The following is a 26,845-nucleotide window of genomic DNA, read 5'->3' on the forward strand; positions in this document are numbered from 1 at the left end:
GAGCAGGAGCGAATCATGACCGGTCCGTAAAGGACATATGAGTGAGTGAAGGTACCGCGCAGCGGCGGGCAGGTTTGTCGCAAGGCAGGGAGTGCAGAGGGCGCGGCCTGGCGCCCTTTGCCCGGTCGCCCGCAGCGGATTACAGGCAGCATGCCTTACCGCAAAGCGAACGGAATATTCACCGTACTGATAATAAAAAACGCATCCGGTTTCCCCGGTCTCACATCCCGGTCGCCCGTGGCGGGGCAAAGGCTGCCCGACAATAAAGTGAACCGAATATACATGGTCTGAAATAAAAAAAGGTACCTGTTAAAGGCACCTTTTGGTATGACTGCTCGTTCTGTTACTGCTCCGGATTTTGTTTCAGAGTCAGTAACAGCCCTTCACGTCGCATCCGGGCGGCTTCTTCCGGACGGCGCATCTTGTCATAGCAATCGGCCAGCCAGGCATAATCAAACGCATCTGTACGCTGTTCCAGCGCCTGACGGAAGGCCTCAGATGCCGGTTGCCATTCGCCCTGACGCATCAGCATCTGCCCCAGTGTACTGTTCAGTAACGGGGTAGCACCGTGCTGCTTCATCTGCTGGCGCAACGCTTTTTCCAGCTGTTCAGGCGAGGCACTGTTGATGCGTGGCAGTAGCAGGATCAGACGCTCGTCATACTGACGCTTCAGTCCGCTCAGTACAATTTCCTGCGCTGTTGCCGGGTCATTGCACTCAATCAGATGATTTGCCATCGCGACCTGCAGGGCGGTGTCCTGACGGGTTTTACGGCTCTGATTTCCCCACCACTGTTTAAGCCCTTCGCTGCCTTGCTCAGCCATGGCCTGGTTCATCAGGCCCAGCCATGAGCGTTGCTGCAGATCCTGTAGCTGCTCATCGTTGATCACCTGTGACTTCTCCATTGAAGGCAGAATATCGAGCAGAGCACGCCAGGCACCGGTATTCAGATAAGCCTGCTCTGCCAGGCGGAGCACTTCAGGATGACGCGGTGTCACTTCCAGCAAACGATCAATACAGTGACGGGCCGCATGATCTTCTTTACGGGCCAGAAGAATACGTGCACGGGTAATTTCCACCGGGATCTGGTTGTCGCTGCTGACTTCAGCGGCACGCTCCAGGTGCTGGTTCGCCCGGATTTCATCCCCGCGCTGTTGTGCGGCTTCAGCAGCCAGCAGATAGTTGGCTAACGGATCTGCCGCATGATCGGCATCGCGGGAAAGTAGCTTCTCAACCTGTTTATGGTCGCCTTCTGCCAGTTTGATCAGCGCATCACGCGTCTGTCGCTGTGCACGGCGACGTTTGCGGCCGGTGAACCACCCACGGGTACGTTTTCCGGTACGAAACAGTCGACGCAGCACCCATTCAATCAGCAGGATCACCATCAGCGTAACGATCAGAATGATCACCAGTCCGGTGACACTGGTTTCAATATTCCAGTGATCGGTCTGGATCAGCACATATCCCTGGTGACCCGCCAGCAGAGGACCCAACACAATCCCTGCCAGTAGCAATAAAAACAGAATCAGGATTTTTAGCATGCTTAATTCCCCTGTTGTACAGAGGGGGCTGAAGGCTGATTCAGCAATCCACGAACCCGGGTTTGCATCAGTTTATCCAGCAGTGGCTGGCTGGAAAGTGCATCCGGCACATCCATCGCAATGTTCTGTTGTTCCAGAGCATCAATCTGTGACAGAAATGCTTTGGTTGCCGGATCACTGGTGTCATACCAGGCGCGTACCCAGGAAGAAACAGATTCCAGAGACTGTTTATAAATTTCGTTCTGGTGGCGCGGAACCGCCTGCGCAGCGATCAGTAATTTCGACCGAATATTTTCACGCAGATAAATGTCCTGGTTTGGTGCCAGTAGTGGCTGGGCGGTATTATCGCGACGGCGGATAGTAATGAAATTATCCATAAAGTCGTGCCAGCTCTTCTCCAGGTTTTCACGCCAGTGGGCCAGAGAACCGGAAAGTTCTTTACTGTCGGCATCCATCGGATTATTGCTGCCTTCATCATCGGCCAGTCGTAAATTATCGACCCCATTAGACAACTGATTCAGTTGCAGAATGATACCGTCATAATCCACCTGGTTAATGGAAGAAAGGGTACTGATATCGTTAGTCAGCGCCCTGCGTACATTCAGTACACTCGGGTCATCCATTTGGGCCAGGCTGCCATCCGCACTTTTTAATAATGCAGCTGCGGTAGTCACATCCTGGTCACTCCAGAGTTTTCTCCCTGCCAGTTTTACCAGATAGTCGGCCTGAGCAATCAGCCAGCTGCTACTGTCATTGCCGGTCAGTGAGGTGACTTTATCACGTAGCGCGCTCAGCTCTTTATCGGTCGCTTCCTGGTGCAGTCGTGCATCCTGAAGTGCCTGCGTCGCTGAGTTAAGCTGCTGTGACAGCTGTTGCTGGCCGGCCTGACTTTGCTGAACCAGATCACTCAGTTGCTTGTCCAGCGACTGCAGTGAACGGGTTGCGGCATCTTGCTGCTGTTTGCTGTACCAGTAACTTCCTCCACCGGCAGCCAGAGCAATGATAATGGCCACAATGGCTAAAGTTGTTCCGCTGTTTTTTGCCGGTGAAGTCTTTTCTGCTGCCGGAGAAAGATTCTCTTCCGGTGGTGTGACTTCAGGCATGGCGGAGGGGTCTTTTTGTTCCGTCATTTTGGCTCATCCCATTGTTTTTAGTTCAGTATAACGCGCGAAATAGCGCGTCGTTATCCGCGCCATCAGCTACCGTTACAGAGTGCCAGCCTGCTTCTCCGGCGAGGGTAGCTAAACGTTCACTGACGACAATCAGCCGACAGTGTAATAGCCATTCTCTGCGATCTATGGCAGGAAACAGCTGATATAAAAATTGCAGCATTTCGCCACTGGTGACAACCAGCGTCGTGATACCTTGTCTTCGCCAGCGCACAGCTTCTTCTGCACCCTGATACTGGCAAGGGATCCGCTGATAGCATTCGCTAAGTTCAACGGTAGCCCCCCGCTGTGTGAGCGTTTCTGCCAGCAGTTCCCGGCCGCCATTTCCCCGAAGGATCAGCGCACGCTTACCGGTGAGATCCTGCAGCGAAGGCAGATTCAGCAGCGTTTCACTGGTTCCTGTGTCCTGCGGGTAGTTCACGTTCTGTAAACAGGCCTGATGTAATTCCAATGCGGTACGCCGACCTATAGCATAATAGTCGACACTGGCGGGCCATGCAGTATTGCTTTGCATAATTACCGGTGCTGCGAAACGGATCGCCTGATGTGATACAGCAAACAGCAAGTCATCCGGGGCCAGTGTTGCCAGCTTTTGTGGCAGCTCAGGCAGGCCCCGGCCAGGGGCATATTCAATTAACGGCAGGCTCCAGGCATGTTTGCCTGCCTGCCGCAATCGTGCCACCAGCGCGGAGGCTGAAGGCTCTGGCCGGGTGACCAGTATGGTCATACCGGCGGATGCCCCTGATAGACATCCCGCAAAATATCACCGGCTCCCCGTTCCAGCAGTTCTTCCGCCAGCGAAATCCCCAGTTGTTCAGCTTCAGAACGGTGTCCCCGGCGTTCGCCGTGGATAATCCGGCTGCCGTCCGGTGTTCCTACCAGGCCACGTAACCAGAGTCCGTCGTTTTCCTGCAGAATAGCATAGCTGCCAATCGGTACCTGGCAGCCGCCTTCCAGACGGGTATTCATCGCCCGTTCTGCACGGACACAGGTTGCAGTATCGTCGTGGTTAAGTGCCTGCAGTAGCGAAATCAGTTCAGCATCATCCAGCCGGCACTCAATACCGACCGCTCCCTGACCGACCGCGGGCAGAGAGACTTCAGCTGGCAGGGTACTGCGGATCCTGGCTTCCATCCCCAGTCGCTTCAGACCGGCCGCAGCCAGGATTATCGCATCGTATTCCCCGGCATCCAGTTTTGAAAGGCGGGTACCGACATTACCGCGTAAGGAACGGATCACTAAATCAGGGCGGCGTGCGCTGAGCTGACACTGACGGCGTAAACTGGACGTGCCGACGATGGCTCCGGCGGGAAGTTCATCAATCGTCTGATATTTGTCAGAAACAAAGGCATCATGCGGGTCTTCGCGCGGACAAATCGTGACCAGGCCCAGGCCTTCGGGAAATGCGACAGGCACATCTTTCATGGAATGCACCGCCAAATCGGCACGATTTTCCATCATGGCCAGTTCCAGCTCTTTGACAAACAGTCCTTTACCACCCACTTTCGATAACGGGGTATCCAGCAGGACATCACCTTTGGTGACCATCGGGACCAGTTCCACCTGTAAGCCAGGGTGGGCGGCCATTAACTGTTCCTGAACATAATGCGCCTGCCAGAGAGCCAGCGGGCTTTGCCGTGTAGCGATACGAATAGTTTTGTCAGACATGTCGTTAACCGTTTTTGTCGTTTGCTAATCATCCTATCATTTAAACGATAAATGTGGCAGGCTTCGGCGATGAAATCCGGACGGTCTGTAATGGTATATGACCCGCCGCAATGAGGGTTCTGTGGCATCTAATATTAAGATTCCGTGGTGAAAGGTGATAAAATAATCATCATTGCAGTAACCGTGGCCTGGTCCCGGAGGGGAATATTTTTTCAGTCCGCTCTGTCCCGGCGTCACGAGTATCTTGTTTTATCGGAGTATAAAAGTGCGTAATCACCGGAACTTGCAGGCAAAACGTCTTGTACCTTTATATTGAAACTCTGAAACAGCGACTTGACGCCATTAATCAGCTCAGGGTAGATCGGGCAATGGCAGCGATGGGGCCTGCTTTCCGGCAGGTGTATAGCTTGCTTCCTGCTCTGCTGCACTATCATCATGCTGCGCTGCCTGGCTATCAGCAGGGCAATGTACCGCACGGTATCAGTTTTTTTACGCCCGCAGCACATCAGCTGAACCTTCTGAAACGTTTTTCTGACGAACCCTTCATACAGCATATCCACCCGCAGGGAGAAGCGCCGATCACCGGGGTTTATTCCATGGGCAGTACGTCCTCGGTGGGGCAGAATAACCATTCCGACCTGGATATCTGGGTCTGCCATCAGTCCTGGCTGGACAGCCACGAAAGACAGGCACTACAGAATAAATGCCGGCTGCTGGCGCAATGGTGCCAGTCGCTGGGTATTGAAGTCAGCTTTTTCCTGATCGATGAAAACCGTTTCCGGCATAACGAAAGCGGTAATCTGGGGACTGAGGACTGCGGCAGCACACAGCATATTCTGCTGCTGGATGAATTTTACCGTTCCGCTGTCCGGATGGCGGGTAAACGTATCCTCTGGAATATGGTGCCGGCATCAGGGGAAGGCCGCTACGATGATTATGTGATGTCTTTATATGCCGGTGGCGCGCTGACACCCAATGAATGGCTGGATTTGGGCGGCCTGAGCACGCTTTCGGCCGAGGAGTATTTCGGTGCCAGCCTCTGGCAGTTATATAAAAGTATCGATTCTCCGTATAAAGCGGTACTGAAAACATTGTTGCTGGAAGCCTACACCCGCGAATATCCGGATACGCGTCTGCTGGCGATGGATATTAAACAACGGCTTCATGACGGTGAAATTGTCAGTTTCGGCCTTGACCCCTATTGCATGATGCTGGAAAAAGTCACCGACTATTTACAGGCGATAGAGGATCCTGCCCGGCTTGACCTGGTTCGTCGGTGTTTTTACCTGAAAGCCTGTGAAAAGCTGTCGGTAGAGCAGCCGCAGGGGCGTTCTCAATGGCGACGGGAAATACTCAGTCAGCTGGTGAAAGAGTGGGGTTGGGATCAGCAGCGGCTACAAATACTCGACAGTCGTGACAGCTGGAAGATTGACCAGGTACGCGAAGCGCATAACGAGCTACTGGATGCGATGATGCAGAGTTATCGTAATCTTATCCGTTTTGCTCGCCGTAATAATTTAAGTGTGAGTGCCAGTCCACAGGATATCGGGGTACTGACGCGTAAATTATATGCGGCGTTTGAAGTTCTGCCTGGTAAAGTTATCCTGGTCAATCCGCAGATTTCACCGGATCTGAGTGAAGAGAATCTGACGTTTATCCATGTCCCTGAAGGGCGCGCAAATCGCCCGGGCTGGTATCTGTATAATTATGCTCCGCAGATGAATTCTATTATCAGTCATCAGCCGTTGGAGTATAACCGCTACCTGATCAAGCTGGTGGCCTGGAGCTGGTTCAATGGTCTGCTGACCGACAAAACACGGCTGCATATTAAAGGCAGTGGCGGGTGTGAGAATGAAAAATTACAGGGGCTGGTGACGGATGTTGCCCATCACTTTCCGCTCCGCGTACCGGCGCCGACCCCGAAAGCGTTGTACAGCCCGTGTGAAATCCGTCATCTGGCCATTATGGTGAACCTGGAATATGACCCGACGGCGGCGTTCCGGGATCAGGTCATTCATTTTGATTTTCGTAAACTGGATGTCTTCAGCTTCGGACAGCAGCAGCGTTGCCTGATCGGGAGTATTGACCTGCTGTACCGCAATTCCTGGAATGAAGTGCGCACCCTGCATTTTCACGGTGAGCAGTCGATGATTGATGCGCTCAAAACGATTCTCGGCAAGATGCACCAGGATGCTCAGCCTCCGGACAGTGTGGAGGTTTTCTGTTACAGCCAGCATTTGCGCGGACTTATCCGTACACGGGTTCAGCAACTGGTCTCGGAATGTGTTGATATCCGTTTATCCAGTCCCCGTCAGGAACCCGGGCGCTTTAAGGCGCTGCGGCTGGCGGGAGATACCTGGGGGATTTTCTTCGAGCGCATGAGTGTCTCGGTACAGAAACTGGAAAACGCGGTAGAGTTTTATGGTGCCATTTCCAACAACAAATTGCATGGCTTATCGATTAAGGTGGGATCGCAGCAAGCGGAATTACCCGCTGTCGTTAACGGCTATGCCAGTGAAGGGATTATTCAGTTCTTTTTTGAAGACAGCCCGTCTTGCGCGGATTTTAATATTTATATCCTGGATGAGCAAAACGGGGTAGAGGTCTACCGCCATTGTGAGGGTAGTAAAGAAGAACTGGTGCGTGATGTCAGCCGGTTCTACTCTTCCTCGCATGATCGCTTTACCTACGGCTCCGGTTTTATCAATTTTAACCTGCCACAGTTTTATCAACTGGTGACGGAAGGCGGAAAAACCCGGGTATTACCTTTTCGTTCTGCCTCCCACGATGAAGTGGCTGAAAACGTTTCCCCGCAACTGAGCCGGAATATATTACCGCGTTCAAAGGATCGGTTCTGAAACTGGCAAGCCGGCACCGTTACCCTGCCGGCTTTCAGGCTCAGAAACTGAATTTCTCGCCGGCCTGGGCGGTGCATGCCTGCTCCAGCAATGTCCAGAATTCGGTGCCGCTACGGTCACAAATCCAGTGCGGGGACTGATAGCTGAAGTGATATCCCCCGGCTTTGGTCGCGAGCCAGACCTGATGCAGAGGCTCCTGACGGTTAATGACAATTTTACTGCCATTTTCAAAGCTGAGTGTCATCACACTGCCGTGGGTTTCGTAATCGATATCGGCATCGCCGTCATGCTCATCCAGGCGCTCTTCAACACTCAGAAGTAACTGGTCTGCCAGTTGATGAAATTCACTGTCGTTCATTATTGCTCCCCTGTTTTTTGCAAAGTATAGCGCGCTGACAGGGTTTGCCAATCCTTGTCTGATCCGCGAGGAAAAGCTTCTGCAATTGAGAGCGGAATTCGGGGATTTTCTGTTGCTTTTCCTTGTTCAACTGCGATGATAAGTGAATGAGATTAAGCACAGATTGAGTGTAACAAAAATGAAAAAAATGTTCGGTTGGCTGGTATTCATAGTGATCCCCGCAGCATTAACGGGATGCGGACTGAAGGGACCTCTCTATTTTCCGAAAGATCAGGCCCGTCACCATAAAACCTCCATAGTCGTGCCACAGGATACTGATACTTCAGTACCTGCAGGAACCGTAGCACCATAAATCACAGTGTAACCGGCGGAGCAAACAATGCAGTTTTCAAAAATGCACGGTCTCGGCAATGATTTTATGGTCGTTGACGCAGTCACTCAGAATGTGTTTTTCTCGCCGGAACTTATTCGCCGGCTGTCCGACCGTCATCTGGGCGTAGGATTTGATCAGTTACTGATCGTTGAACCCCCTTATGACCCGGAACTGGATTTTCATTACCGTATCTTTAACGCCGATGGCAGCGAAGTGGCCCAATGCGGTAACGGCGCCCGCTGTTTTGCCCGTTTTGTCCGTCTTAAGGGGTTGACCAATAAAAAAGATATCCGGGTGAGTACCCATACCGGCAGGATGGTTCTGACCGTCAACAGTGATGACACTGTGCGGGTCAATATGGGGGAGCCGGATTTTGAGCCAGCCAATATCCCGTTTCGTGCCAATAAAGCCGAAAACCTGTATCTGTTACGGTTAGCGGAACAGACCCTGATGTTTGGTGCCGTTTCTATGGGTAATCCGCATTGTGTGATTCAGGTGGATAATATTACCACCGCAGCCGTTGAGGTGCTCGGCCCGCAGATGGAAAGTCATGAACGTTTTCCTGAACGGGTTAATGTCGGGTTTATGGAAGTGGTTTCCCGTTCTCATATCCGTTTAAGGGTCTATGAGCGAGGCGCCGGGGAAACTCAGGCCTGTGGCAGCGGAGCCTGTGCGGCCGTCGCCAGCGGTATACTTCAGGGGCTGCTGGCTGAAAGCGTCCGTGTCGATTTACCGGGCGGCAGTTTAACCATCACCTGGGACGGTCCGGGCACCCCGCTATATATGACGGGACCGGCAACACATGTCTACGACGGATTTATTCATTTATGAAACCCGATGAAGAACCGGAATTACTGAAAGATATGGCACCTGATGAGCAGTCCGTCAGTGACTATTTGTGTCGTAATCCTGATTTCTTTATCCGTAATGCCCGTCAGGTCGAACAGATGCAGGTGCCTCATCCGGTGAGAGGCAGTGTTTCGCTGGTGGAATGGCATATGGCGCGCCAGCGGAATCATATTCAGCAACTGGAAGAAGAAATTACATTGCTGATGGAGCAGGCCTCGGCGAATCAACAGCTTTTCGGGCAGCTATTATCGTTGCAGTCACACCTGACGGCTGCGGACAGTCTGCAGGATATGCTTGAGCGGTTACACCGCTGGGCCAGAGGTCTCGGCCTGGCAGGGGCGACCGTACGCCTGTTCAGTGAAAAATGGTTGCTGGGCGCACCGTCAGGGTTTACCGGCCTCGGACTTTCCCGGCAGGCGTTTGATACATTACGGATCCAGCGCTTTGGCCGCCGCCAGCATTATCTTGGTCCGTTGAATGGCCCCGAATTACTCCTGCTATTGCCGGACGCAAAGGCGATAGGGTCGGTAGCTATGTCACTGATGGGCGACCATGAGGACCTCGGGGTACTTATCTTCACCAGCCGTGATAAACAGCACTACCAGCCGGGGATGGGGACGGAGTTACTGCAATATCTGGCCGGAATGCTGCCGGACCTGCTGGCACGATGGATTTCACGTAAATGAATGCCCCCGAACTTACCGATAGCCTGCAGGTGCCTGTCGATCGTTTTCTGCGTTACCTGAAGGTCGAACGCCAGTTAAGTCCGTTGACGCTGACCAGTTATCAGCACCAGTTAGCGGCGCTGATCCTGCTGATGAAGGATGCCGGTCTGCAACACTGGGAGCAATTGGAGCCCACGCATGTCCGCGCACTGGCGGCGAAAAGTCGCCGTAACGGGCTTCAGGCGACCAGCCTGGCATTACGGTTGTCCGCTTTACGCAGCTTTCTCGACTGGCAGGTTGACCGGGGAGCGTTACCGGCTAACCCGGCGAAGGGGATTGCCACACCCAAAACGTCCCGTCATCTGCCGAAAAATATTGATGTCGATGAGATGGGGCAGTTGCTGGACATCGACCTCAATGATCCGTTATCGGTACGTGACCGTACCATGCTTGAGGTGATGTACGGTGCCGGATTACGTTTAGCGGAGCTGGTCAATCTGGATTGCCGGCATTTTGATGCGGAGTCCGGAGAAATTCTGGTCACGGGGAAAGGCAGTAAAGAACGGCGATTACCGATAGGACGCACGGCCTGTGAATGGATGCAACGCTGGCTGAAAATGCGTGAATTATTTGGCGCGCAGGATGATGCTGTCTTTCTTTCGCAGCAGGGCAACCGTATCTCTGCGCGTAATGTTCAGAAGCGTTTTGCTGGCTGGGGGGTGAAACAGGGGCTCAGCAGTCATATTCATCCGCATAAATTGCGTCATTCGTTCGCCACCCATATGCTGGAATCCAGCGGTGATTTACGTGCTGTCCAGGAACTACTGGGCCATGCGAATCTGTCGACCACCCAGATCTATACCCATCTGGATTTTCAGCATCTGGCTTCGGTGTATGATGCTGCACACCCACGGGCGAAACGAGGAAAAAAATAATGCACTTTTACCGACCCCCGGGCAAGATCCGCGCAATGACCTTTGATCTGGATGACACGTTGTATGATAACGGCGATGTGATCCTGATGACGGTCAGAAAAACGCATCAGGCGTTACAGCAGTGGCACCCGGCGTTAGAAAAGATAACGCTCAGTGACTATGAAGCCGCCCGTGATCAGGTGAAAAGTGAGACTCCGCAAGCCGTCCACGATGTCACGCTGTGGCGGGAAAAGGCTGTATTCCTTGTGATGCAGGCCGCCGGGCTGCCGGAAGAGGCATGCCGCCAGGGGGTCGCGCATGTGATGTCCGTATTTGCCCGCTGGCGCAGCGACGTAAACATGCCGGATTCCACTCACCGTACTCTGCGCTACCTGGCGGATCGTCTGCCCCTGGTCGCGATCACCAACGGGAATGCGGAACCGGAAAAAATGGGTATTGCCGGGTATTTTCGCTTTATTCTGCGTGCCGGACCGGATGGCCGGGCAAAACCGGCGCAGGATATGTATCGGCTGGCGGCAGAACGCCTGCAATTACCGGCGGCTGAGATACTGCATATCGGGGATGACCTGACGACCGATGTTGCCGGTGCTATTGCCAATGGCTTTCAGTCCTGCTGGATCAACCCCGGTGACCGTGACCTGATGACAGCCCGGGATGCCCGTCTGTTACCCCACCTGGAAATTTCGCGGTTGGATTCGCTGATGACGCTGGTATAATGGCTGTAAAAATATACAGTTAAATTTCTCCTCAATTGCGGTGCTTATGGACGTTTCTGATCTGCTCAACAGTTTAAATGATAACCAGCGTGAAGCCGTGGCGGCACCGCGCAGCAATTTGCTGGTACTGGCGGGTGCCGGTAGTGGTAAAACCCGTGTGCTGGTACACCGTATCGCCTGGCTACTGACCGTTGAGAACTGTTCTCCCTACTCTATTATGGCGGTGACCTTCACCAACAAAGCGGCCGCAGAGATGCGCCACCGTATTGAACAGGTATTGGGAACCAGTCAGGGAGGTATGTGGATCGGGACGTTTCATGGCCTGGCCCATCGGTTATTACGTGCACACCCGCTGGATGCAGGGTTACCTGCCGATTTTCAAATCCTGGATAGCGAAGATCAGCTACGGTTACTGAAACGCCTGATCAAAGCGCTGAATCTTGATGATAAGCAGTGGCCTGCACGGCAGGCCATGTGGTACATCAATGGCAAAAAAGACGAAGGCCTGCGGCCGAAGCATATCGAAAGTTACGGGAATCCGGTCGAGCAGACCTGGCTGAAGATCTACCTGGCCTATCAGGAAGCCTGTGATCGCGCCGGACTGGTCGACTTTGCAGAACTGCTGCTCCGCGCCCATGAGTTGTGGCTCAATAAACCGCATATCCTTAATCACTACCGTGAGCGTTTTACCAATCTGCTGGTGGACGAATTCCAGGATACCAATAATATCCAGTATGCCTGGATACGAATGCTGGCCGGTGAGACGGGGCGTGTCATGATAGTCGGTGATGATGATCAGTCGATTTATGGCTGGCGTGGTGCGCAGGTCGAAAATATTCAGCGTTTCCTGAACGATTTCCCCGGCGCGCAAACCATTCGTCTGGAACAGAACTATCGCTCTACGCGTAACATCCTTAAAGCTGCCAATACCCTCATCGCCAATAATGAGGGGCGTCTGGGCAAAGAACTCTGGACAGAAGACAGCGACGGAGAACCGATTTCTCTGTATTGCGCCTTCAATGAGCTGGATGAATCCCGTTTTGTGGTCGGGCGGATCCGGCACTGGCATGAGCAGGGCGGAGCCCTGGCCGATTGCGCCATCCTTTACCGCAGTAACGCCCAATCCCGTGTGCTGGAAGAAGCCCTGTTACAAAGCAGTCTGCCTTACCGGATCTATGGCGGCATGCGCTTCTTCGAGCGACAAGAGATCAAGGATTCACTGGCGTATCTGCGTCTTATCTCTAACCGTAATGACGATGCAGCGTTCGAGCGGGTTGTAAATACCCCGACCCGCGGCATCGGTGACCGTACTCTTGACGTGGTCCGTCAGGCAGCCCGCGACCGCCAATTAACATTATGGCAGTCGTCCCGGGAATTGCTGACAGAGAAAGCCCTGGCCGGACGGGCGGCCTCGGCGCTGCAACGCTTTATTGAATTGATCGATTCCCTGTCTCAGGAAACCTGTGAACTGCCCTTACATGTACAGACGGATCGGGTCATCAAAGACTCCGGCCTGTGGATGATGTATGAGCAGGAAAAAGGGGAGAAAGGACAAACCCGGATAGAAAACCTTGAAGAACTGGTGACGGCGACCCGTCAGTTCAGCTATCAGGATGAGGATCAGGATCTGATGCCGTTGCAGGCTTTCCTGTCCCATGCCGCGCTGGAAGCGGGGGAAGGGCAGGCCGACAAATGGCAGGATGCGGTTCAGCTGATGACGATGCATGCCGCCAAAGGACTGGAGTTCAGCCAGGTCTTTATCGTCGGCATGGAAGAGGGGATGTTTCCGAGCCAGATGTCACTGGAAGAAGGTGGCCGTCTGGAAGAAGAACGCCGTCTGGCCTATGTCGGGGTAACCCGTGCGATGCAGAAACTGACCCTGACCTATGCGGAAAGCCGCCGGTTGTACGGTAAAGAGGTCTCACACCGTCCTTCACGCTTTATCAGGGAGATCCCTGAAGAATGTGTCGAAGAGGTCCGGTTACGGGCCAGTGTCAGCCGTCCGGTCAGCCATCAGCGGATGGGTGCGCCGGTAACCAGTAATGACAGCGGTTATACACTGGGGCAGCGGGTAAAACATGCCAAATTTGGTGAAGGGACTATTATTAATCTGGAAGGCAGCGGTGAACATTGCCGTCTGCAAGTCGCTTTTCAGGGACAAGGCGTGAAATGGCTGGTGGCCGCGTATGCCAGGCTGGAAAGCGTCTGATCTGCGGGACTAACCTTGACGATTTTTTCATCCCGGCGTAACATGCGCGCACTATTATTATTAAGAGGACAATGCCTTGGACACGCCCAGTCGCTGCTGGCAAACAGACCTGAATAACAGGCTACCCCGCTAAGGCAACCTCATACCGGTAGCCGTAGCGGTTACCGGTGACCCTCTGTAACTCACCGTCATTTGCGCCAGCATTGATTTATCACATTTGTGGTTTCTGTGTTCGGGCACCAGCTGTGCCGATCATCGGTTATCTGCGGTCTACAGCCTTGTCCCATCCTGTCAGAAATGGGGAGTACGTACTGCTATGCTGAGTGCATTTAAACTGGAAGAAAATCGTCTGAGCCGTATGGAAATGGAGAGCGGTAATACGTCTCTTGCACCGTCGGTCTGGATCGACCTGATTGAACCTGATGAACAGGAACGTCATTACGTTCAGGAAGAGCTGGGACAGAGCCTGGCTACCCGTCCTGAACTGGAAGATATTGAAGCCTCCGCGCGTTTTTTTGAAGACGAAGATGGCCTGCATATTCACTCATTCTTCTTTTTTGAAGATGCCGATGATCATGCGGGAAATGCGACAGTGGCCTTTACTATTCGTAATGACCGTCTGTTTACCCTGCGTGAGCGTGAGTTACCGGCATTCCGCCTCTATCGTATGCGTGCGCGTAATCAGACCCTGATTGACGGTAATGCGTTTGAACTGCTGCTGGACCTGTTTGAGACCAAAATCGAGCAACTGGCGGATGAAATTGAGAATATTTATACCGCACTGGAAAAGTTAAGCCGGGTCATTATGGAAGGTCAGCAGGGTGAAGAGTACGACGCTGCACTTTCACGACTGGCTGAACTGGAAGATATTGGCTGGAAGGTCCGCTTATGTCTTATGGATACCCAGCGGGCACTGAACTTCCTGGTGCGTAAAGCCCGCCTGCCGGCCAATCAGCTGGAACAGGCCCGTGAAATTCTGCGTGATATCGATTCACTGTTACCTCATAACGAATCTCTGTTCCAGAAAGTCAACTTTCTGATGCAGGCTGCGATGGGCTTTATCAGTATCGAGCAGAACCGTATTATCAAGATCTTCTCGGTCGTTTCGGTGGTGTTCCTGCCTCCGACACTGGTTGCGTCAAGCTATGGGATGAACTTTGAGTTTATGCCGGAACTTAAATGGACATTCGGGTATCCGGGCGCTGTGTTACTGATGATCCTGGCGGCACTGGCCCCTTATCTTTACTTTAAACGTCGTAACTGGCTGTAAGCCGGCCAGCGAAACAGGCAGCCCCGGGCTGCCTGTTTACCTTTCTGTGGGTTAACCGCGATAAGTCAGGTAATGCTGCATTTCTTCCGCGGGAACCATTCCGCCGCCGGTCCCCCAAATCAGATGTGTCGCATTCTGTAACGGGAGATCCGCAAATGCTTCGATGATCCGCGCAACGCCCGGAGCGCCTGCCAGCGCGGAAGGCTCCAGTTGCAGATTTTCCGTGGCATCCAGCGATTGTAATAATCCGAACAATTCATTATCCGGCACGGTGTAGCAGCCGTCGATCATCCTTGCCATGGAGCGCCCCACAAAACCGGAAGGACGACCGACCGCCAGCCCGTCAGCCGCCGTGCGGTTACTGATACCGAAGTCTGCTACGGATAAGGCTTCATGCAGCCCGGTATAGAGCCCCATCAGCATACAGGGGGCCTCTGTCGGTTCGGCAAAAAAGCAATGCACATGGTCGCCGAAAGCCAGTTTCAGACCGAATGCTATCCCGCCCGGCCCTCCGCCGACCCCGCAGGGCAGATAGACGCATAACGGATGCTCAGCATCGACAGGAATATTTTTCTCCGCCAGCTGTACTTTGAGCCTCTCACCGGCAACGGCGTACCCCAGAAACAGGTTTCGGGAGTTTTCATCATCGATGAAGTAACAATGTTCATCGTGTTCTGCCTGCTGCCGTCCCTGTTCAACCGCCTGACCATAGTCACCTTCATACTCAATGACGTTAACGCCGTGACTACGCAGTTTATCTTTCTTCCATTGCCGTGCATCGGCAGACATATGCACGGTGGTTTCGAAGCCCAGTCCCGAGGCTGCAATACCGATAGATAAGCCCAGGTTGCCGGTACTGCCCACGGCGATCCGGTGACGGCGAAACAGGTCACGGCAGGTATCGCTGGCGAGGATACGATAATCATCGGTCAGTGATAATACGCGGTGGCGGAGAGCCAGTTGTTCGGCATGGAACAACACTTCATAAATTCCGCCTCTGGCTTTTACTGACCCGGAGATCGGTAAATGGCTGTCTTTCTTCAGCCATAAACGCGGCTGCCAGGGCAATGAATAACGCTCTGCCAGTGCTGCAGAAAATGCAGGAACTTCCTGTAATTCCGATTCAATGATCCCCCGGGTGGCGGCCACTTCAGGGAAGAGTTCAGCCAGAAGGGGGGCAAAGCGCTGCAGACGTGTACTGGCCTCACTGACATCGGTCGCGGTCAGGCTGATATCGCTTAGTGCCTCGCTGAACGGTACAAGCTCCGGGTTACGCCAGCACACCGGCACGGTAGCCAGTAAGGAGGACATCAGCGGATAGTCGTGCTGCCACGTGTCGATACTTTTTCCATAAACAATCATCGGTCTTTTTATCTCCTGAAAACCGGGCATCAGACGGCTGACGCCCCTTCCATGGCCGTGCTGTGCTCAGTGGCGGAAAACGGCGGATGGGTGACCGGTGTCCACAGGTCGACCTGGCCTGATTTCAGCGCCTGCATGTCAGGGAGAGGCCGGCGCAGATCCTCTGTGGTTTCACAATACGCTTCCAGTGCGCTGGCAGCCAGCATCAGCTCCAGGTCACCCCGGAATTTACCGATCACCTGCATGCCGAAAGGCATATTTTTATGGTCCACACCCATCGGCATCGACAGTGCCGGGTTTGTTGCTAAGGTAACGACATAGGTCAGTGCCAGCCAGCGGTAGTAATTATCCAGAGGGACACCGTTGACTGATTCCAGGTACGGTTGCTGCCAGGGAAAAGCTGACACTGGTGTGACCGGAGAGAGGATCAGATCATATTTCTCAAACTGTGTCTGAAAATGGCGGAAAATTCGGGTCTGTTCCGCATTCCCCCGGACGCAATCTTTTAAAGACATTTTTGCGCCCAGTTCGTAGTTCGCCCGGGGATTAGGCCCCAGAGAATCAGGATCTTTTTCATAAGCGGACTGCAGGCTGGCGACGAAGGCTTCGGCACGCAGAACGTCGAAACAGGCATGTCCGTTTTCCATGCGGAATTCCGCTTCTTCACAACTGGCGAACAGGCCTTTCAGGCGGCTGATTTTCTGACGAAAGACCTGGCGGATCGAATTATCAACGTCGCAGATCCCGAAGTCTTCGGTATAGCCGACCCGTAATCCGGACAGGGCCGTCGGGGACATATCGGTGATATTTTGCGGCATGGTGAAGGGATAACTGAGCGGGTCGTTGGAAGCCAGCCCGGCAGTGGCGGCCAGTTGCAGCCAGGTATCCGCTACATTTCTGCCCATCGGACCGACCACGGAAATAGGCGTCCATCCCAGCAATTTGCGCTCACTGGGCACCAGGCCGGGTGACGGACGCAGACCCACGATACCGCATTTGGCCGCCGGAATACGTAATGAACCTCCGGTGTCTGAACCACTGCACAGAGGCACCATGCTGGCTGCCAGGGCGGCGGCGGATCCCCCGGAAGAGCCTCCGGCATTCAGTTCCGGATTGAAGGGGTTACCGGTCGCTCCCCAGACCGCATTTCGGGTATTGGCACCGGCGCCCATTTCCGGGACATTCGTTTTCCCGACCACAATGGCTCCGGCCTGGCGTAAACGGTGAACCAGCTCATTATCTTTGGCAGGAACATTCGCCCGATACAGCGGAGATCCGTAGGTAGTCAGTAACCCTTCCGTTTCTTCCAGGTCTTTAATCCCGATGGGTAACCCGCGTAAAATCCCGCCCGGCTCACCCCGTAAAATCGCTTGTTCGGCGAGGTGCGCTTCTTTTCTTGCCCGTTCAAAGGACGTTGCACAAAACGCGTTAATTTTCGGGTTCAGTTCTCCGATACGTGTAATACAGGACTCAAGGACTTCGCAGGGCGAGACCTCACGCGTTTCAATCAGTTGCTTCAGTTCTGTTGCAGTTAAATCGGCTAACTCGTCAGGATAAGACATGGCCGGGTTCTCCTGTGTCAGGGATGTCAGTCAGCTATCGCTCCGGCATAAGGCGGGATAGCGGCGTAGAATGTCAGGTCATCTCAAGGGAGGGACAATGGCCTCACGGATGTAATCAATAAACTGTTCTGTGACCGGGGAGACGTGCCGGCTCGCCAGGGCCTGAATTTCGATAGAGCGGTCATTTTCTTTCAGTTCCGGCACATTCAGGGCGATGAGCTTACCGGCACTGAGATGATGCCGGACAAATAACTCGCCTCCGAAGGTGACCGCGGACCCGGTCACAGCAAACTGTGCCAGGGTATCCAGGTTATCGGAGTCCAGCACGCTGTGGTAACTCAGCCCCTGGCGGCTGCAGTAAATATCCAGCAGCTGGCGCAAGGTAGTATTGATCCCCGGGAGCGCCAGAGGGAATTCCGCCAGGTCGCGTAACGTCACTTCAGGGCGCTGTGCTAATGTGTGAACGGGGGAGACCAGCGCAAGCAGCGGTGCCGGCTGACTGTAGAGGACTTTGATGTCCCGGGTGGCTCCCAGGCTGAAACTGAAGCCGATATCTGCTTCTCCTTCACGTACCCTGCGGGTGACTTCACGTGCCGGGGCGACCTGTAACTGAAATGTACAGTCCGGCCGGCGCTCCCGGAAACCGGCGATCCCCGCGGGCATAAAATGTGAGGCAAAACCGTGGGTACAGGCAATTTTGATTTTTGATTCTGATACCTGGCGGAGTGACTGGATCTCATTGGTGACCTGTACCGCATCCAGTAACGTCCGGCGGGCATAAGCGGCCAGTAATTCTCCGGCCGGTGTGAGGGTGACGCCCCGCGCCTGTCGTTCAAATAATGCGGTTTCCAGTGCATTCTCCAGCCGCCTGATCTGCCGGCTGACGGCAGAGGGAACCACATGCATCCGCGTGGCAGCTTCGCTGATGGAACCGCAGTTAACAACCTGCATAAAGTACAGAACGGCGGTTTCGCTGAGAATTCGGGCATTCATGAGTGAAACATCTCCTGGCTGACATCACTGCAGTGTAGCGGAACTCTTATCGGTATCGGCAAATAATCGTTCCGCTATCAGTCACTCAGGCCTTACGGGCCTGCGTCAGCGGAATGTCACGACTTTTCGTGGCACTGAATGTCAGGCTGATCAGTACCGCCACCGCAATGGAGGCCAGCAGGAAAAGGAACGCCGACGGGTAGCTGTGGGTTACGGAAATAATCAACCCGATAGCCAGCGGTGAAACAAATCCGGCGGCCTGCCCGCCAAAGTTAATGATGCCGATACCGGTGCCGACCAGCCGCTGTGCCAGTATTTTTGCCGGCAGAGCAAAAGCCACGGAGAAGACAAACGATTTAAAGAAATAAGCAATGGTCTGATACACCATGACTTCTGTGGTGGTATGCGCCTGATACATACCGTAAACAAAGACACCAGTCAGCAGACAGCTCAGGATCAGCATCACTTTTTCTTTCCCCTCAAACCAGCGGGTCATGACCCAGCCGCCGAGTGCGGAGGCGATACTGGCCGCGATAAAAGGCAGAGGGAGTAAAAAGCCGACGGTTTTTAAGTCCAGACCACGGGCTTTCATCAGGTAGATGGGCATCCAGGCATCCAGGCCTTTATTGACCATACTCAGACAGAACCAGATCAGCATGATTTTCCACAGAAACGGCATACGCATTAGTTCGGCGACACCTTCCCGGGTAATTTTTGGCCGCTTCTCTGTGCTGTCACCACCGGTACGGGGGATAAGCAATCCGTAGAACAACGCAAAAACAATCCCGGCAATACCGATACTGAAAAAGGCATCCCGCCAGCCTAACCCGAGGATTAACGGTGCAATGATCAGCGGGGCAACAAAGCTGCCGACATAGTTAGAGGAAATCAGCAGGCCGGTCATTTTCGGACGGGCTTTACGCGGGTACAACTCGGCAATCCCTTTCATGGCAGAGGACGGATACCCGCCTTCACCCAGGCCAAACAGAAAGCGGATCACCAGCAGCGATGTCAGTGACCAGGCAAAACCGGTGAGCACCGTAAACAGGGACCAAAGGCCGATGGAAATAATAATGACGAACTTACTGCCAAACCGGTCAGATAACCATCCGCCCGGAATTTGCATTAGGGTGTACCCGAGGTAAAACACACTAAGTACGATACCCAGTTCCGCCGGCCCCATATGAAAGTCTTTACCGATATGGACCAGTGAAAGGGATATTGCACTACGGTCAACATAGGAAATCATAAATCCGAGGTAAAGCAGGATAAAAGCAAACGTCGGTTGATTGAGCATTTTTCCGGTCTTCATCAGTCTTTCCCCAGTGGTGAACACAGTTGATTCAGGCATATTCTGTTGCATGCCGGAGAGCAACAAGTGATTAATTCTGACCACTGGGGTGACGGAAAATCATAGCACCAGCCTTGTGCGGACGCGCCTTCGAAGGGCAGTCTGCAGGCCGGAAGAACCGTTAGTGATGACCCTCCATGGTGCATCGCGGGAGCCATTCAGACAGCCGCAGGCCACGCCGGAGGAAAGCAGAGTTTTTTCTTATGGGGACGGAAAACGCAGAAGTCGCAGGCGGTAAGGCCGCCGTCAGCAGACGGCCCGACCGGCGGGTGGTTAATACTGGGAGTCGACAATCACCTCTTCACCGAGGTCCCCGGCTTCAGGCAGGGGCTGATACGAAGAGTTGGCGGCACGTAATACGCGGATACCCCGGGCCCCGGCGTCGCGGGCTGCGGTGATGTCACTGTCGGCATCTCCGTAGAAAATCCGGATATTTTTTTGTTTAATCCAGCTCACTTTCGTGTTCTGTCCCGCCCGGAAGCCACTGAAGATAACCTTATTCATGGCACTGTCAGGAATACTAAAGTCCTGCTGGATGGTCCGGCTGACGGTCTCGGTTTTGGTCGGAGTACGGGCCGTAATAAAGTAAATATGATCCCCGCGCTTCAGGTGCATGGCGATCAGTTGCCTGGCGACCTGCTTCGGAATACTGAAGTCATCCCAGCCATTATTCATTTTCTGCCAGAACTGCGGATTGTTCAGGTAAGCATCACTGCCCGGAGAAAACATCTGCTGTCCGCGATAAAAGCCGGGAGTAGAGTAGAGCAGGGTATCATCAATATCGAAACCGACGGCTATCGGTGGTTGTCCGCTCAGACTGTTTTCTATCTGTGCGACAGACACCCAATGAACGGGTTGCTGGTGTGCCAGTTGAGCAACATTTACGCCCTGATAAAGCGCGGGGGCGGGGGCTTCTGTCGCCTGCGCGAAGGGACCTGTGATGGCCAGAGAAAAAACACCCAGCGCCAGCAAACGTTTAGCAGTATTCATAAACAGAAATCCTGATATTGTTAAATTCATCAATAAGATGGATATCTCTGATACCATTTTAACCGGCGGACTGTAAAATATTTTTTCCTGATTTTATGACGGGGCTCTTAAGCAAAGTATCAGCGTTAGCCAATCAGATAAGAGACTGTCGCGGTCGCAATATATTCCTGATCCTGATTATGTAACTCAGCCCGGCTGACGGCCACCTTATTGCCGGCATGCAGCAGTTGTGCGGTCGCGGTAAAGATGTCGCCCCGGCCCGGACGCAGGTAATCGACGCGTAAATCGATCGCCCCCATTCTTGACAGACGTTGCCTGAGTTCCTCTTCGCTTATCATGTCCTGTCGGGTCAGTGCATAGTTGACACATACCAGGCCTGCGGCGACGTCCAGTACAGACGCAATGACTCCGCCATGCACTATTTTTTGCAGAGTATTGCCGGTCAGTGACGATCTATTGGGTAACACCAGGGTAGCCTGTTGTTCGTCCAGGTGCTGAAGTTTCAGTCCCAGCGCCTGATTAAAAGGCATACTGTTGACGAAAATGTCACTCACCAGCAGACGTGCCTGGTGCTGAGTCAGATAACGAAGAGTCATGTTTTACCTGTGGCTGAAAATTCATCTGAGCAGTTTTGCATTAATTCACATATTATGCTGTTCCCGTACACCTTTCCAGGTGAAGATTTGTGGCCATTTTTGCGGTTTTTTTATCTGTGATAGCGCCATTTTTGTTGTTTTTTGACCGTAGGGTGAAGTGTATGCGTTTATTTTCTGTCTGGGCCGCGGTTGCCCTGTTATGTCCTGTGCTGGCACAGGCCGATGAAGCGACAATCCAGGATGTTCATGACAGTTCGGCGGTACGCGGCAGTATCATCGCGAATCTGCTCGAAAAGCATGACAATGCCTTTTTACTGTATCCGTATGAGAGCAATTATGTGATCTATACCGATACCAGTAATATGAATACCTCTGCCATATCCAGCTACAGCTGGGCAGATAAAGCAAAAAAAGATGAATTAAAATTCCAGCTTAGCCTGGCGTTCCCTATCTGGCGTGGGATTGCCGGCGACAACTCCGTACTGGCGATGTCTTATACGCAACGCTCCTGGTGGCAGATCTCGAACGCCCGGGAATCATCCCCCTTCCGTGAAACGAACTATGAACCGCAACTCTTTGTGGGATGGGCGACGGACTATCAGTTAGGGGGGTGGACATTGCGCGATGTGGAGACGGGCTTCAACCACCAGTCTAACGGCCGCAGTGACCCGACGTCCCGAAGCTGGAACCGGGTATATGCCCGTTTGATGGCAAAAAATGGTAATATGATTGCCGAGATTAAGCCCTGGTACCGTATCCCGGAAAGTGTGAACAGTGACGACAATCCGGATATTACTAAATATATGGGCTATTACCGCGCAAAACTGGGGTATATGCTGGGCGACAGTATCTTCAGTATTGAGGGTACCTATAACTGGAATTCCGGCTACGGTGGTGCATTGTTCGGCTGGAGTTACCCGCTGACCAGCCATGTGCGTTTTTATACCCAGGTGTTCAGTGGTTATGGGGAATCCCTGATTGATTACAATTACCGTCAGACCCGGGTGGGTATCGGCTTCACGTTAAACGATTTATTCTGATTAATGAGTGCAGGACATTTGTGACAACATCGGCAGTCATTCCGGCGCAGGAACAGGCACAGCAAGTCCTGCGGGATATCTTTGGTTACCAGCAATTCCGTCCGGGGCAGGAAGCGATTATCCATGCGGCGCTCGCCGGGCGGGATTGCCTGGTGATCATGCCCACTGGGGGTGGGAAATCCCTCTGTTATCAGGTCCCCGCGCTGGTCAGCGAAGGTCTGACTCTGGTGGTCTCGCCGCTGATATCACTGATGAAAGATCAGGTCGACCAGTTACTGGCCAACGGGGTAATGGCGGCCAGCCTGAACTCATCCCAGACCCGGGAAGAACAGCAGCAGATTTATGCTGACTGCCGGCAGGGGCGGATAAAGCTGCTCTATGTCGCGCCGGAACGACTGATGATGGAAAGCTTTCTTGATGCGATGTCACAGTGGCAACCGGCGATGCTGGCGGTCGATGAGGCGCACTGTATCTCCCAGTGGGGGCATGACTTCCGTCCGGAGTATGGTGCGATCGGCGGTCTGCGTCAGCGTTTTCCCGGCCTGCGGATCATGGCCTTAACGGCCACGGCAGACAACGCCACCCGCCATGATATTCTCCGGCAATTACAGCTTGATGATCCGCTGGTACAGATCAGCAGTTTTGATCGTCCGAATATCCGCTATACCCTGCTGGAAAAATATAAACCTACCGAGCAGTTGCTGCGCTATGTGCAGGAGCAACGCGGAAAAAGTGGCATCATCTACTGTAACAGTCGTGCGAAGGTTGAGGACACCGCTGCCCGTTTGCAAAGTCGCGGGATCAGCGCCGGTGCCTATCATGCGGGACTTGAACCCCGGCAACGGGCGCATATTCAGGAAGCCTTTCAGCGTGATGACCTGCAGGTTGTGGTCGCGACGGTCGCGTTCGGGATGGGGATCAATAAACCGAATGTCCGGTTTGTGGTGCATTTTGATATCCCGCGGAATATCGAATCCTATTATCAGGAAACCGGGCGTGCCGGCAGGGACGGGTTGCCGGCAGAAGCGATGATGCTCTATGACCCGGCGGATATGGCCTGGTTACGGCGTTGTCTGGATGAAAAGCCTCCCGGGGCGATGCAGGATATCGAAAGGCATAAACTTAATGCCATGGGCGCATTTGCCGAAGCACAAACCTGCCGTCGTCTGGTGCTGCTTAACTATTTTGATGAAGGACGGCAGCAGCCCTGCAATAACTGCGATATCTGCCTGGATCCTCCGCGCCGGTATGACGGGCTGGTGGATGCTCAGAAAGCGCTATCGGCTATTTATCGTGCCGGACAACGTTTCGGGATGGGCTATATCGTTGAAGTGATCCGCGGAGCGGCAAACCAGCGTATTAAAGAGCAGGGGCATGACAAACTGCCGGTGTATGGCATTGGTCGTGAACACTCCCATGAGCACTGGGTGAGTGTATTACGCCAATTGATCCATCTGGGTCTGGTGACCCAGAATATCAGCCAGCATTCGGCCCTGCAGCTGACCGAAGCTGCCCGGCCGGTATTACGGGGTGAGGCTGCGCTTATGCTGGCCGTACCGCGCATGATGGTGGCTAAACCGAGACCAGGCACGAGCCGGGTCCCGGGCGGAAATTACGATCGCAAGTTGTTTGCCAAACTCAGGAAATTGCGCAAAACCATCGCCGATGAAGAGAGCGTTCCTCCGTATGTGGTGTTCAACGACGCGACGCTGATTGAAATGACCGAGTTACTGCCGGTGACGTCCTCAGAAATGCTGAGTGTGAACGGTATCGGGCAACGTAAACTTGAACGCTTTGGCCGGCCGTTTATGCAGATGATTAAACAGCATCTCAGCGAACATTAATTTTTTTACCTATCTACTATTTCAGGAGTGACCGGCATGCTGATGTCGTTTCTTACCCTGGCGGTGGTGCAATTACTTGCGCTGATGAGCCCGGGGCCGGATTTCTTTTTTATTTCCCGGGCCGCGGTGACCCGTTCTCACCGGGAGGCCCTGATGGGGGTACTGGGCGTGACAATGGGGGTGGCTATCTGGGCAGCGGTTGCCTTACTGGGCTTAAATCTGTTGCTGGAAAAGATGGCCTGGCTGCACAAACTGATTATGGCTGGCGGCGGTTTATACCTGATCTGGATGGGCTGGCAGCTCTTACGCTCCGCACGACGTCAGCATAAGCAACCGGCCTCAGACGTTCCGGCTGAGCCACCGGTCGCGGCACGGCAGGGGAAAACCTTCCTGCGCGGGTTACTGACTAATCTGTCTAACCCGAAAGTGGTTATCTATTTCGGGAGCGTCTTTTCACTGTTTGTCGGTGAGGATGCCAGTGCATTACAACGGGGGGGAATTTATGCCCTGATCCTGCTGGAAACGCTGGGCTGGTTTTTACTGGTGGCGACGGTGTTTGCTTTACCGTGGATGCGCCGTAAATATCAACAGATGGGAAAATGGCTGGATGGTGTAGGTGGCGTACTGTTCACCGCATTCGGCCTGCACCTGATACTGACCCGTTAACTGTTCCGGGCCTGCTTCACCGGCAGGCCCGGTCATACACTCAGATACCGCGCCGGGCGGATGCCAGAACGACCCCGATAGCAATAAAAATACTGCCAAAGATACGGTTAAGTAACTGCATCTGGCGGGGACCTTTGATCCAGCGGGCAATCCGCGTCGCCAGCAGGGCATACCCCTGCATCACCAGAATATCGACCGTAATGGTGGTTACGCCCAGCACCAGGTACTGAAGGATCAGTGGCTGGTGCGGTAAAATAAACTGTGGAAACAGGGCCGCCAGGAAAATAATACTTTTAGGATTTGTCAGGTTTACCAGCAGAGCGCGTTTGTACACTTTGCCTTTGGACGTGACTTTCGCCACCGCATTCAGATCAATCGCCCCTTTGGTTCTCCACTGCTGGATCCCGAGCCAGATAAGATAAGCGGCACCGGCCCATTTAAGGATCGCAAACGCCAGCGTGGAGTGTGAAAACAGTGCCCCCAGCCCGACCCCGACCAGGATAATGTGAACAGCCAGCCCGCTCTGTAGTCCGGCAATCGCAATCTGTGTTTTTTTGTAGCCGTGGCTTATCCCGGTACTCATGGTGTTGATGGCACCGGACCCCGGGGAAAGGCTCAGCAGGGTAGTGGTCAACAGGTAAGTGATCCACCATTCAAGGGTCATTGATATCGCTCCATTCATCAGCAGAAGATCGTTAGAATACGTTATAATCTCAGGCGACGATACCGTCATTGAGTTGTTTGAAAGTGATGTGAAAACGCCGAAGGAAGAGTCATGAAACAGCATACGCAACGCTGGTTGCACCGTGAAAAAGAGTTTTCGGCGTTTGTAAACGGCCCCTTACTCCATTTCTGGCGTCGTCGTCAGGAAAAATCCTTCCGGGGTAAGGATTCACTGAATATACGTTATGTCAGTTTTACGTCACCGAACCACCGGCGGGCGGTTCTTATTGCCCCGGGACGAATCGAAAGTTACATCAAATATCCTGAAGTTGCCTATGATCTCTTTCAGTGTGGCTATGATGTTTTCATTATCGACCACCGCGGGCAGGGCCTTTCCGACAGAATGCTGGAAGATCCGCATCCCGGCCACGTAGAGAATTTTTCAGATTATGTGGACGATTTAGAAACGCTCTGTGAAACAGAGCTTTCCGGTAGTCATTATCAGCAAAAGTTTGCGCTGGCACATTCCATGGGGGGCGCTATTCTGACATTGTTACTGCGCCGGCAGCCTGAGCTGTTTGATGCTGTCGCCTTAGTGGCACCAATGTTTGGTATTGTCCTGCCGATGCCGGAGTGGATGGCAGAACGTATCCTTAACTGGACAGAGACCCGGGCGGGATTACGGGAAGGCTTTGCCCTGGGAACCGGCCGCTGGCATGCCGCGCCGTTTGCAGTGAATACACTGACGCACAGCCGTGTTCGCTACCAGCGTAATTTACGGTTTTATGCCGATCTCCCGGCGTTGCAGGTGGGCGGGCCTACGGCTCACTGGGTAAGAGAAAGTATCAATGCCGGTCGTGAAATCCTGCGCGATGCGGCCCTGATCACGACGCCAATGCTTATACTGCAGGCAGAAGAGGACCTGGTGGTAGAAAACCAGGCGCAGAATGACTTCTGTGCAGCCCGACGGCAGGCGGGATCCCCGTGTGAAGGGGACGCTCCGCAAATTATTTCGGGAGCCCGCCATGAAATATTATTTGAAAAAGACGACATGCGCGCCCGGGCTCTTGATTTTGTTGTCCGTTATTTTGACCTTTTCAGGTCATCTGAACACTCAGCTTTCACTCAATTACCTCCGGATATTCCGGCCTGATGCTAAAAAAAGAGG

At 53.5% G+C, this 26,845-nt stretch carries 24 protein-coding genes; 12 read left to right on the forward strand and 12 right to left on the reverse strand.

Going from position 1 to position 26,845, the window contains the following annotated elements:
* Positions 1 to 343 precede the first annotated feature (343 nt).
* From hemY to hemC, 4 genes are read right to left on the reverse strand one after another with little or no spacing between them, the layout of a single operon-like run.
* The gene (gene hemY / locus GTPT_RS03955; protein ID WP_025902100.1) at positions 344 to 1,540 is read right to left on the reverse strand and encodes a protoheme IX biogenesis protein HemY; all 1,197 of its coding nucleotides are present in this window, start codon (positions 1,538 to 1,540) and stop codon (positions 344 to 346) included.
* 2 nt (positions 1,541 to 1,542) lie between these two features.
* Positions 1,543 to 2,670, reverse strand: coding sequence for a uroporphyrinogen-III C-methyltransferase (gene hemX / locus GTPT_RS03960; RefSeq protein WP_025902101.1), 1,128 nt, complete (start codon positions 2,668 to 2,670; stop codon positions 1,543 to 1,545).
* A 25-nt stretch (positions 2,671 to 2,695) separates the two neighbouring features.
* On the reverse strand, positions 2,696 to 3,436 hold the full coding sequence (hemD, locus tag GTPT_RS03965; protein WP_025902102.1) for a uroporphyrinogen-III synthase: 741 nt from the start codon (positions 3,434 to 3,436) through the stop codon (positions 2,696 to 2,698).
* Positions 3,433 to 4,377 carry a hydroxymethylbilane synthase gene (gene hemC, locus GTPT_RS03970; RefSeq protein ID WP_029991714.1) on the reverse strand — a complete coding sequence of 315 codons (945 nt, stop codon included), beginning with the start codon at positions 4,375 to 4,377 and terminating at the stop codon, positions 3,433 to 3,435. The genes hemD and hemC overlap by 4 nt, the downstream gene beginning before the upstream one ends.
* A gap of 299 nt (positions 4,378 to 4,676) precedes the next feature.
* Here hemC and GTPT_RS03975 point away from each other — a divergent pair, with 299 nt between their 5' ends.
* On the forward strand, positions 4,677 to 7,235 hold the full coding sequence (locus GTPT_RS03975; RefSeq protein WP_081671501.1) for a class I adenylate cyclase: 2,559 nt from the start codon (positions 4,677 to 4,679) through the stop codon (positions 7,233 to 7,235).
* 40 nt (positions 7,236 to 7,275) lie between these two features.
* Here the strand turns inward: GTPT_RS03975 and cyaY are convergent, their stop codons facing one another.
* Entirely contained in the window at positions 7,276 to 7,593 is a 318-nt protein-coding gene (gene cyaY / locus GTPT_RS03980; protein WP_025902105.1) for an iron donor protein CyaY, read from the reverse strand.
* Between the two features lie 187 nt (positions 7,594 to 7,780).
* On the opposite strand from cyaY, the gene lptM reads away from it, so the two are divergent.
* The 7 genes from lptM (at position 7,781) to corA (ending at position 14,610) form a co-directional block, all read left to right on the forward strand.
* Positions 7,781 to 7,945 carry an LPS translocon maturation chaperone LptM gene (gene lptM / locus GTPT_RS17285; protein ID WP_235501109.1) on the forward strand — a complete coding sequence of 55 codons (165 nt, stop codon included), beginning with the start codon at positions 7,781 to 7,783 and terminating at the stop codon, positions 7,943 to 7,945.
* Positions 7,946 to 7,972: 27 nt separating this feature from the next.
* Complete coding sequence (dapF, locus tag GTPT_RS03985) at positions 7,973 to 8,797, forward strand: diaminopimelate epimerase (RefSeq protein WP_029991712.1); 825 nt, start codon at positions 7,973 to 7,975, stop codon at positions 8,795 to 8,797.
* Positions 8,794 to 9,501, forward strand: coding sequence for a DUF484 domain-containing protein (locus GTPT_RS03990; RefSeq protein ID WP_025902107.1), 708 nt, complete (start codon positions 8,794 to 8,796; stop codon positions 9,499 to 9,501). Before dapF ends, GTPT_RS03990 begins: the two co-directional genes overlap by 4 nt.
* Complete coding sequence (gene xerC, locus GTPT_RS03995; protein ID WP_025902108.1) at positions 9,498 to 10,415, forward strand: tyrosine recombinase XerC; 918 nt, start codon at positions 9,498 to 9,500, stop codon at positions 10,413 to 10,415. The genes GTPT_RS03990 and xerC overlap by 4 nt, the downstream gene beginning before the upstream one ends.
* Positions 10,415 to 11,131, forward strand: a complete 717-nt coding sequence (yigB, locus tag GTPT_RS04000; protein ID WP_029991711.1) for a 5-amino-6-(5-phospho-D-ribitylamino)uracil phosphatase YigB — start codon at positions 10,415 to 10,417, stop codon at positions 11,129 to 11,131. Before xerC ends, yigB begins: the two co-directional genes overlap by 1 nt.
* Before the next feature lie 46 nt (positions 11,132 to 11,177).
* The gene (gene uvrD, locus GTPT_RS04005; RefSeq protein ID WP_029991710.1) at positions 11,178 to 13,340 is read left to right on the forward strand and encodes a DNA helicase II; all 2,163 of its coding nucleotides are present in this window, start codon (positions 11,178 to 11,180) and stop codon (positions 13,338 to 13,340) included.
* Positions 13,341 to 13,656: 316 nt separating this feature from the next.
* On the forward strand, positions 13,657 to 14,610 hold the full coding sequence (gene corA / locus GTPT_RS04010; RefSeq protein WP_025902111.1) for a magnesium/cobalt transporter CorA: 954 nt from the start codon (positions 13,657 to 13,659) through the stop codon (positions 14,608 to 14,610).
* A gap of 51 nt (positions 14,611 to 14,661) precedes the next feature.
* Here the strand turns inward: corA and dsdA are convergent, their stop codons facing one another.
* From dsdA to GTPT_RS04040, 6 genes are all read right to left on the reverse strand, one after another.
* Positions 14,662 to 15,972, reverse strand: a complete 1,311-nt coding sequence (dsdA, locus tag GTPT_RS04015; protein ID WP_051170972.1) for a D-serine ammonia-lyase — start codon at positions 15,970 to 15,972, stop codon at positions 14,662 to 14,664.
* A gap of 29 nt (positions 15,973 to 16,001) precedes the next feature.
* Positions 16,002 to 17,534, reverse strand: coding sequence for an amidase (locus tag GTPT_RS04020; RefSeq protein WP_025902113.1), 1,533 nt, complete (start codon positions 17,532 to 17,534; stop codon positions 16,002 to 16,004).
* A 78-nt stretch (positions 17,535 to 17,612) separates the two neighbouring features.
* The gene (locus GTPT_RS04025) at positions 17,613 to 18,527 is read right to left on the reverse strand and encodes a LysR substrate-binding domain-containing protein (RefSeq protein WP_029991708.1); all 915 of its coding nucleotides are present in this window, start codon (positions 18,525 to 18,527) and stop codon (positions 17,613 to 17,615) included.
* A gap of 85 nt (positions 18,528 to 18,612) precedes the next feature.
* Positions 18,613 to 19,839: an MFS transporter gene (locus GTPT_RS04030; RefSeq protein ID WP_029991707.1), complete on the reverse strand. Its 1,227-nt coding sequence runs from the start codon at positions 19,837 to 19,839 to the stop codon at positions 18,613 to 18,615.
* Positions 19,840 to 20,151: 312 nt separating this feature from the next.
* On the reverse strand, positions 20,152 to 20,868 hold the full coding sequence (gene aphA / locus GTPT_RS04035; RefSeq protein WP_025902116.1) for an acid phosphatase AphA: 717 nt from the start codon (positions 20,866 to 20,868) through the stop codon (positions 20,152 to 20,154).
* Positions 20,869 to 20,993: 125 nt separating this feature from the next.
* Positions 20,994 to 21,464: a thioesterase family protein gene (locus GTPT_RS04040; RefSeq protein WP_029991706.1), complete on the reverse strand. Its 471-nt coding sequence runs from the start codon at positions 21,462 to 21,464 to the stop codon at positions 20,994 to 20,996.
* Positions 21,465 to 21,625: 161 nt separating this feature from the next.
* Here GTPT_RS04040 and pldA point away from each other — a divergent pair, with 161 nt between their 5' ends.
* The 3 genes from pldA to rhtC are packed head-to-tail and all read left to right on the forward strand — an operon-like array spanning position 21,626 to position 25,014.
* Positions 21,626 to 22,504: a phospholipase A gene (pldA, locus tag GTPT_RS04045; RefSeq protein WP_025902118.1), complete on the forward strand. Its 879-nt coding sequence runs from the start codon at positions 21,626 to 21,628 to the stop codon at positions 22,502 to 22,504.
* Positions 22,505 to 22,524: 20 nt separating this feature from the next.
* Positions 22,525 to 24,348 carry an ATP-dependent DNA helicase RecQ gene (recQ, locus tag GTPT_RS04050; protein ID WP_025902119.1) on the forward strand — a complete coding sequence of 608 codons (1,824 nt, stop codon included), beginning with the start codon at positions 22,525 to 22,527 and terminating at the stop codon, positions 24,346 to 24,348.
* Positions 24,349 to 24,384: 36 nt separating this feature from the next.
* Entirely contained in the window at positions 24,385 to 25,014 is a 630-nt protein-coding gene (rhtC, locus tag GTPT_RS04055) for a threonine export protein RhtC (RefSeq protein ID WP_025902120.1), read from the forward strand.
* Between the two features lie 40 nt (positions 25,015 to 25,054).
* Here the strand turns inward: rhtC and rhtB are convergent, their stop codons facing one another.
* Entirely contained in the window at positions 25,055 to 25,678 is a 624-nt protein-coding gene (gene rhtB, locus GTPT_RS04060) for a homoserine/homoserine lactone efflux protein (protein ID WP_025902121.1), read from the reverse strand.
* 111 nt (positions 25,679 to 25,789) lie between these two features.
* Between rhtB and pldB the strand changes: the two genes are divergently transcribed.
* Positions 25,790 to 26,830: a lysophospholipase L2 gene (gene pldB / locus GTPT_RS04065; RefSeq protein WP_025902122.1), complete on the forward strand. Its 1,041-nt coding sequence runs from the start codon at positions 25,790 to 25,792 to the stop codon at positions 26,828 to 26,830.
* Positions 26,831 to 26,845: the final 15 nt, after the last annotated feature.

The organism is Tatumella ptyseos ATCC 33301 (assembly GCF_000735525.1).
In the GTDB taxonomy this organism is placed as follows: domain Bacteria; phylum Pseudomonadota; class Gammaproteobacteria; order Enterobacterales; family Enterobacteriaceae; genus Tatumella; species Tatumella ptyseos.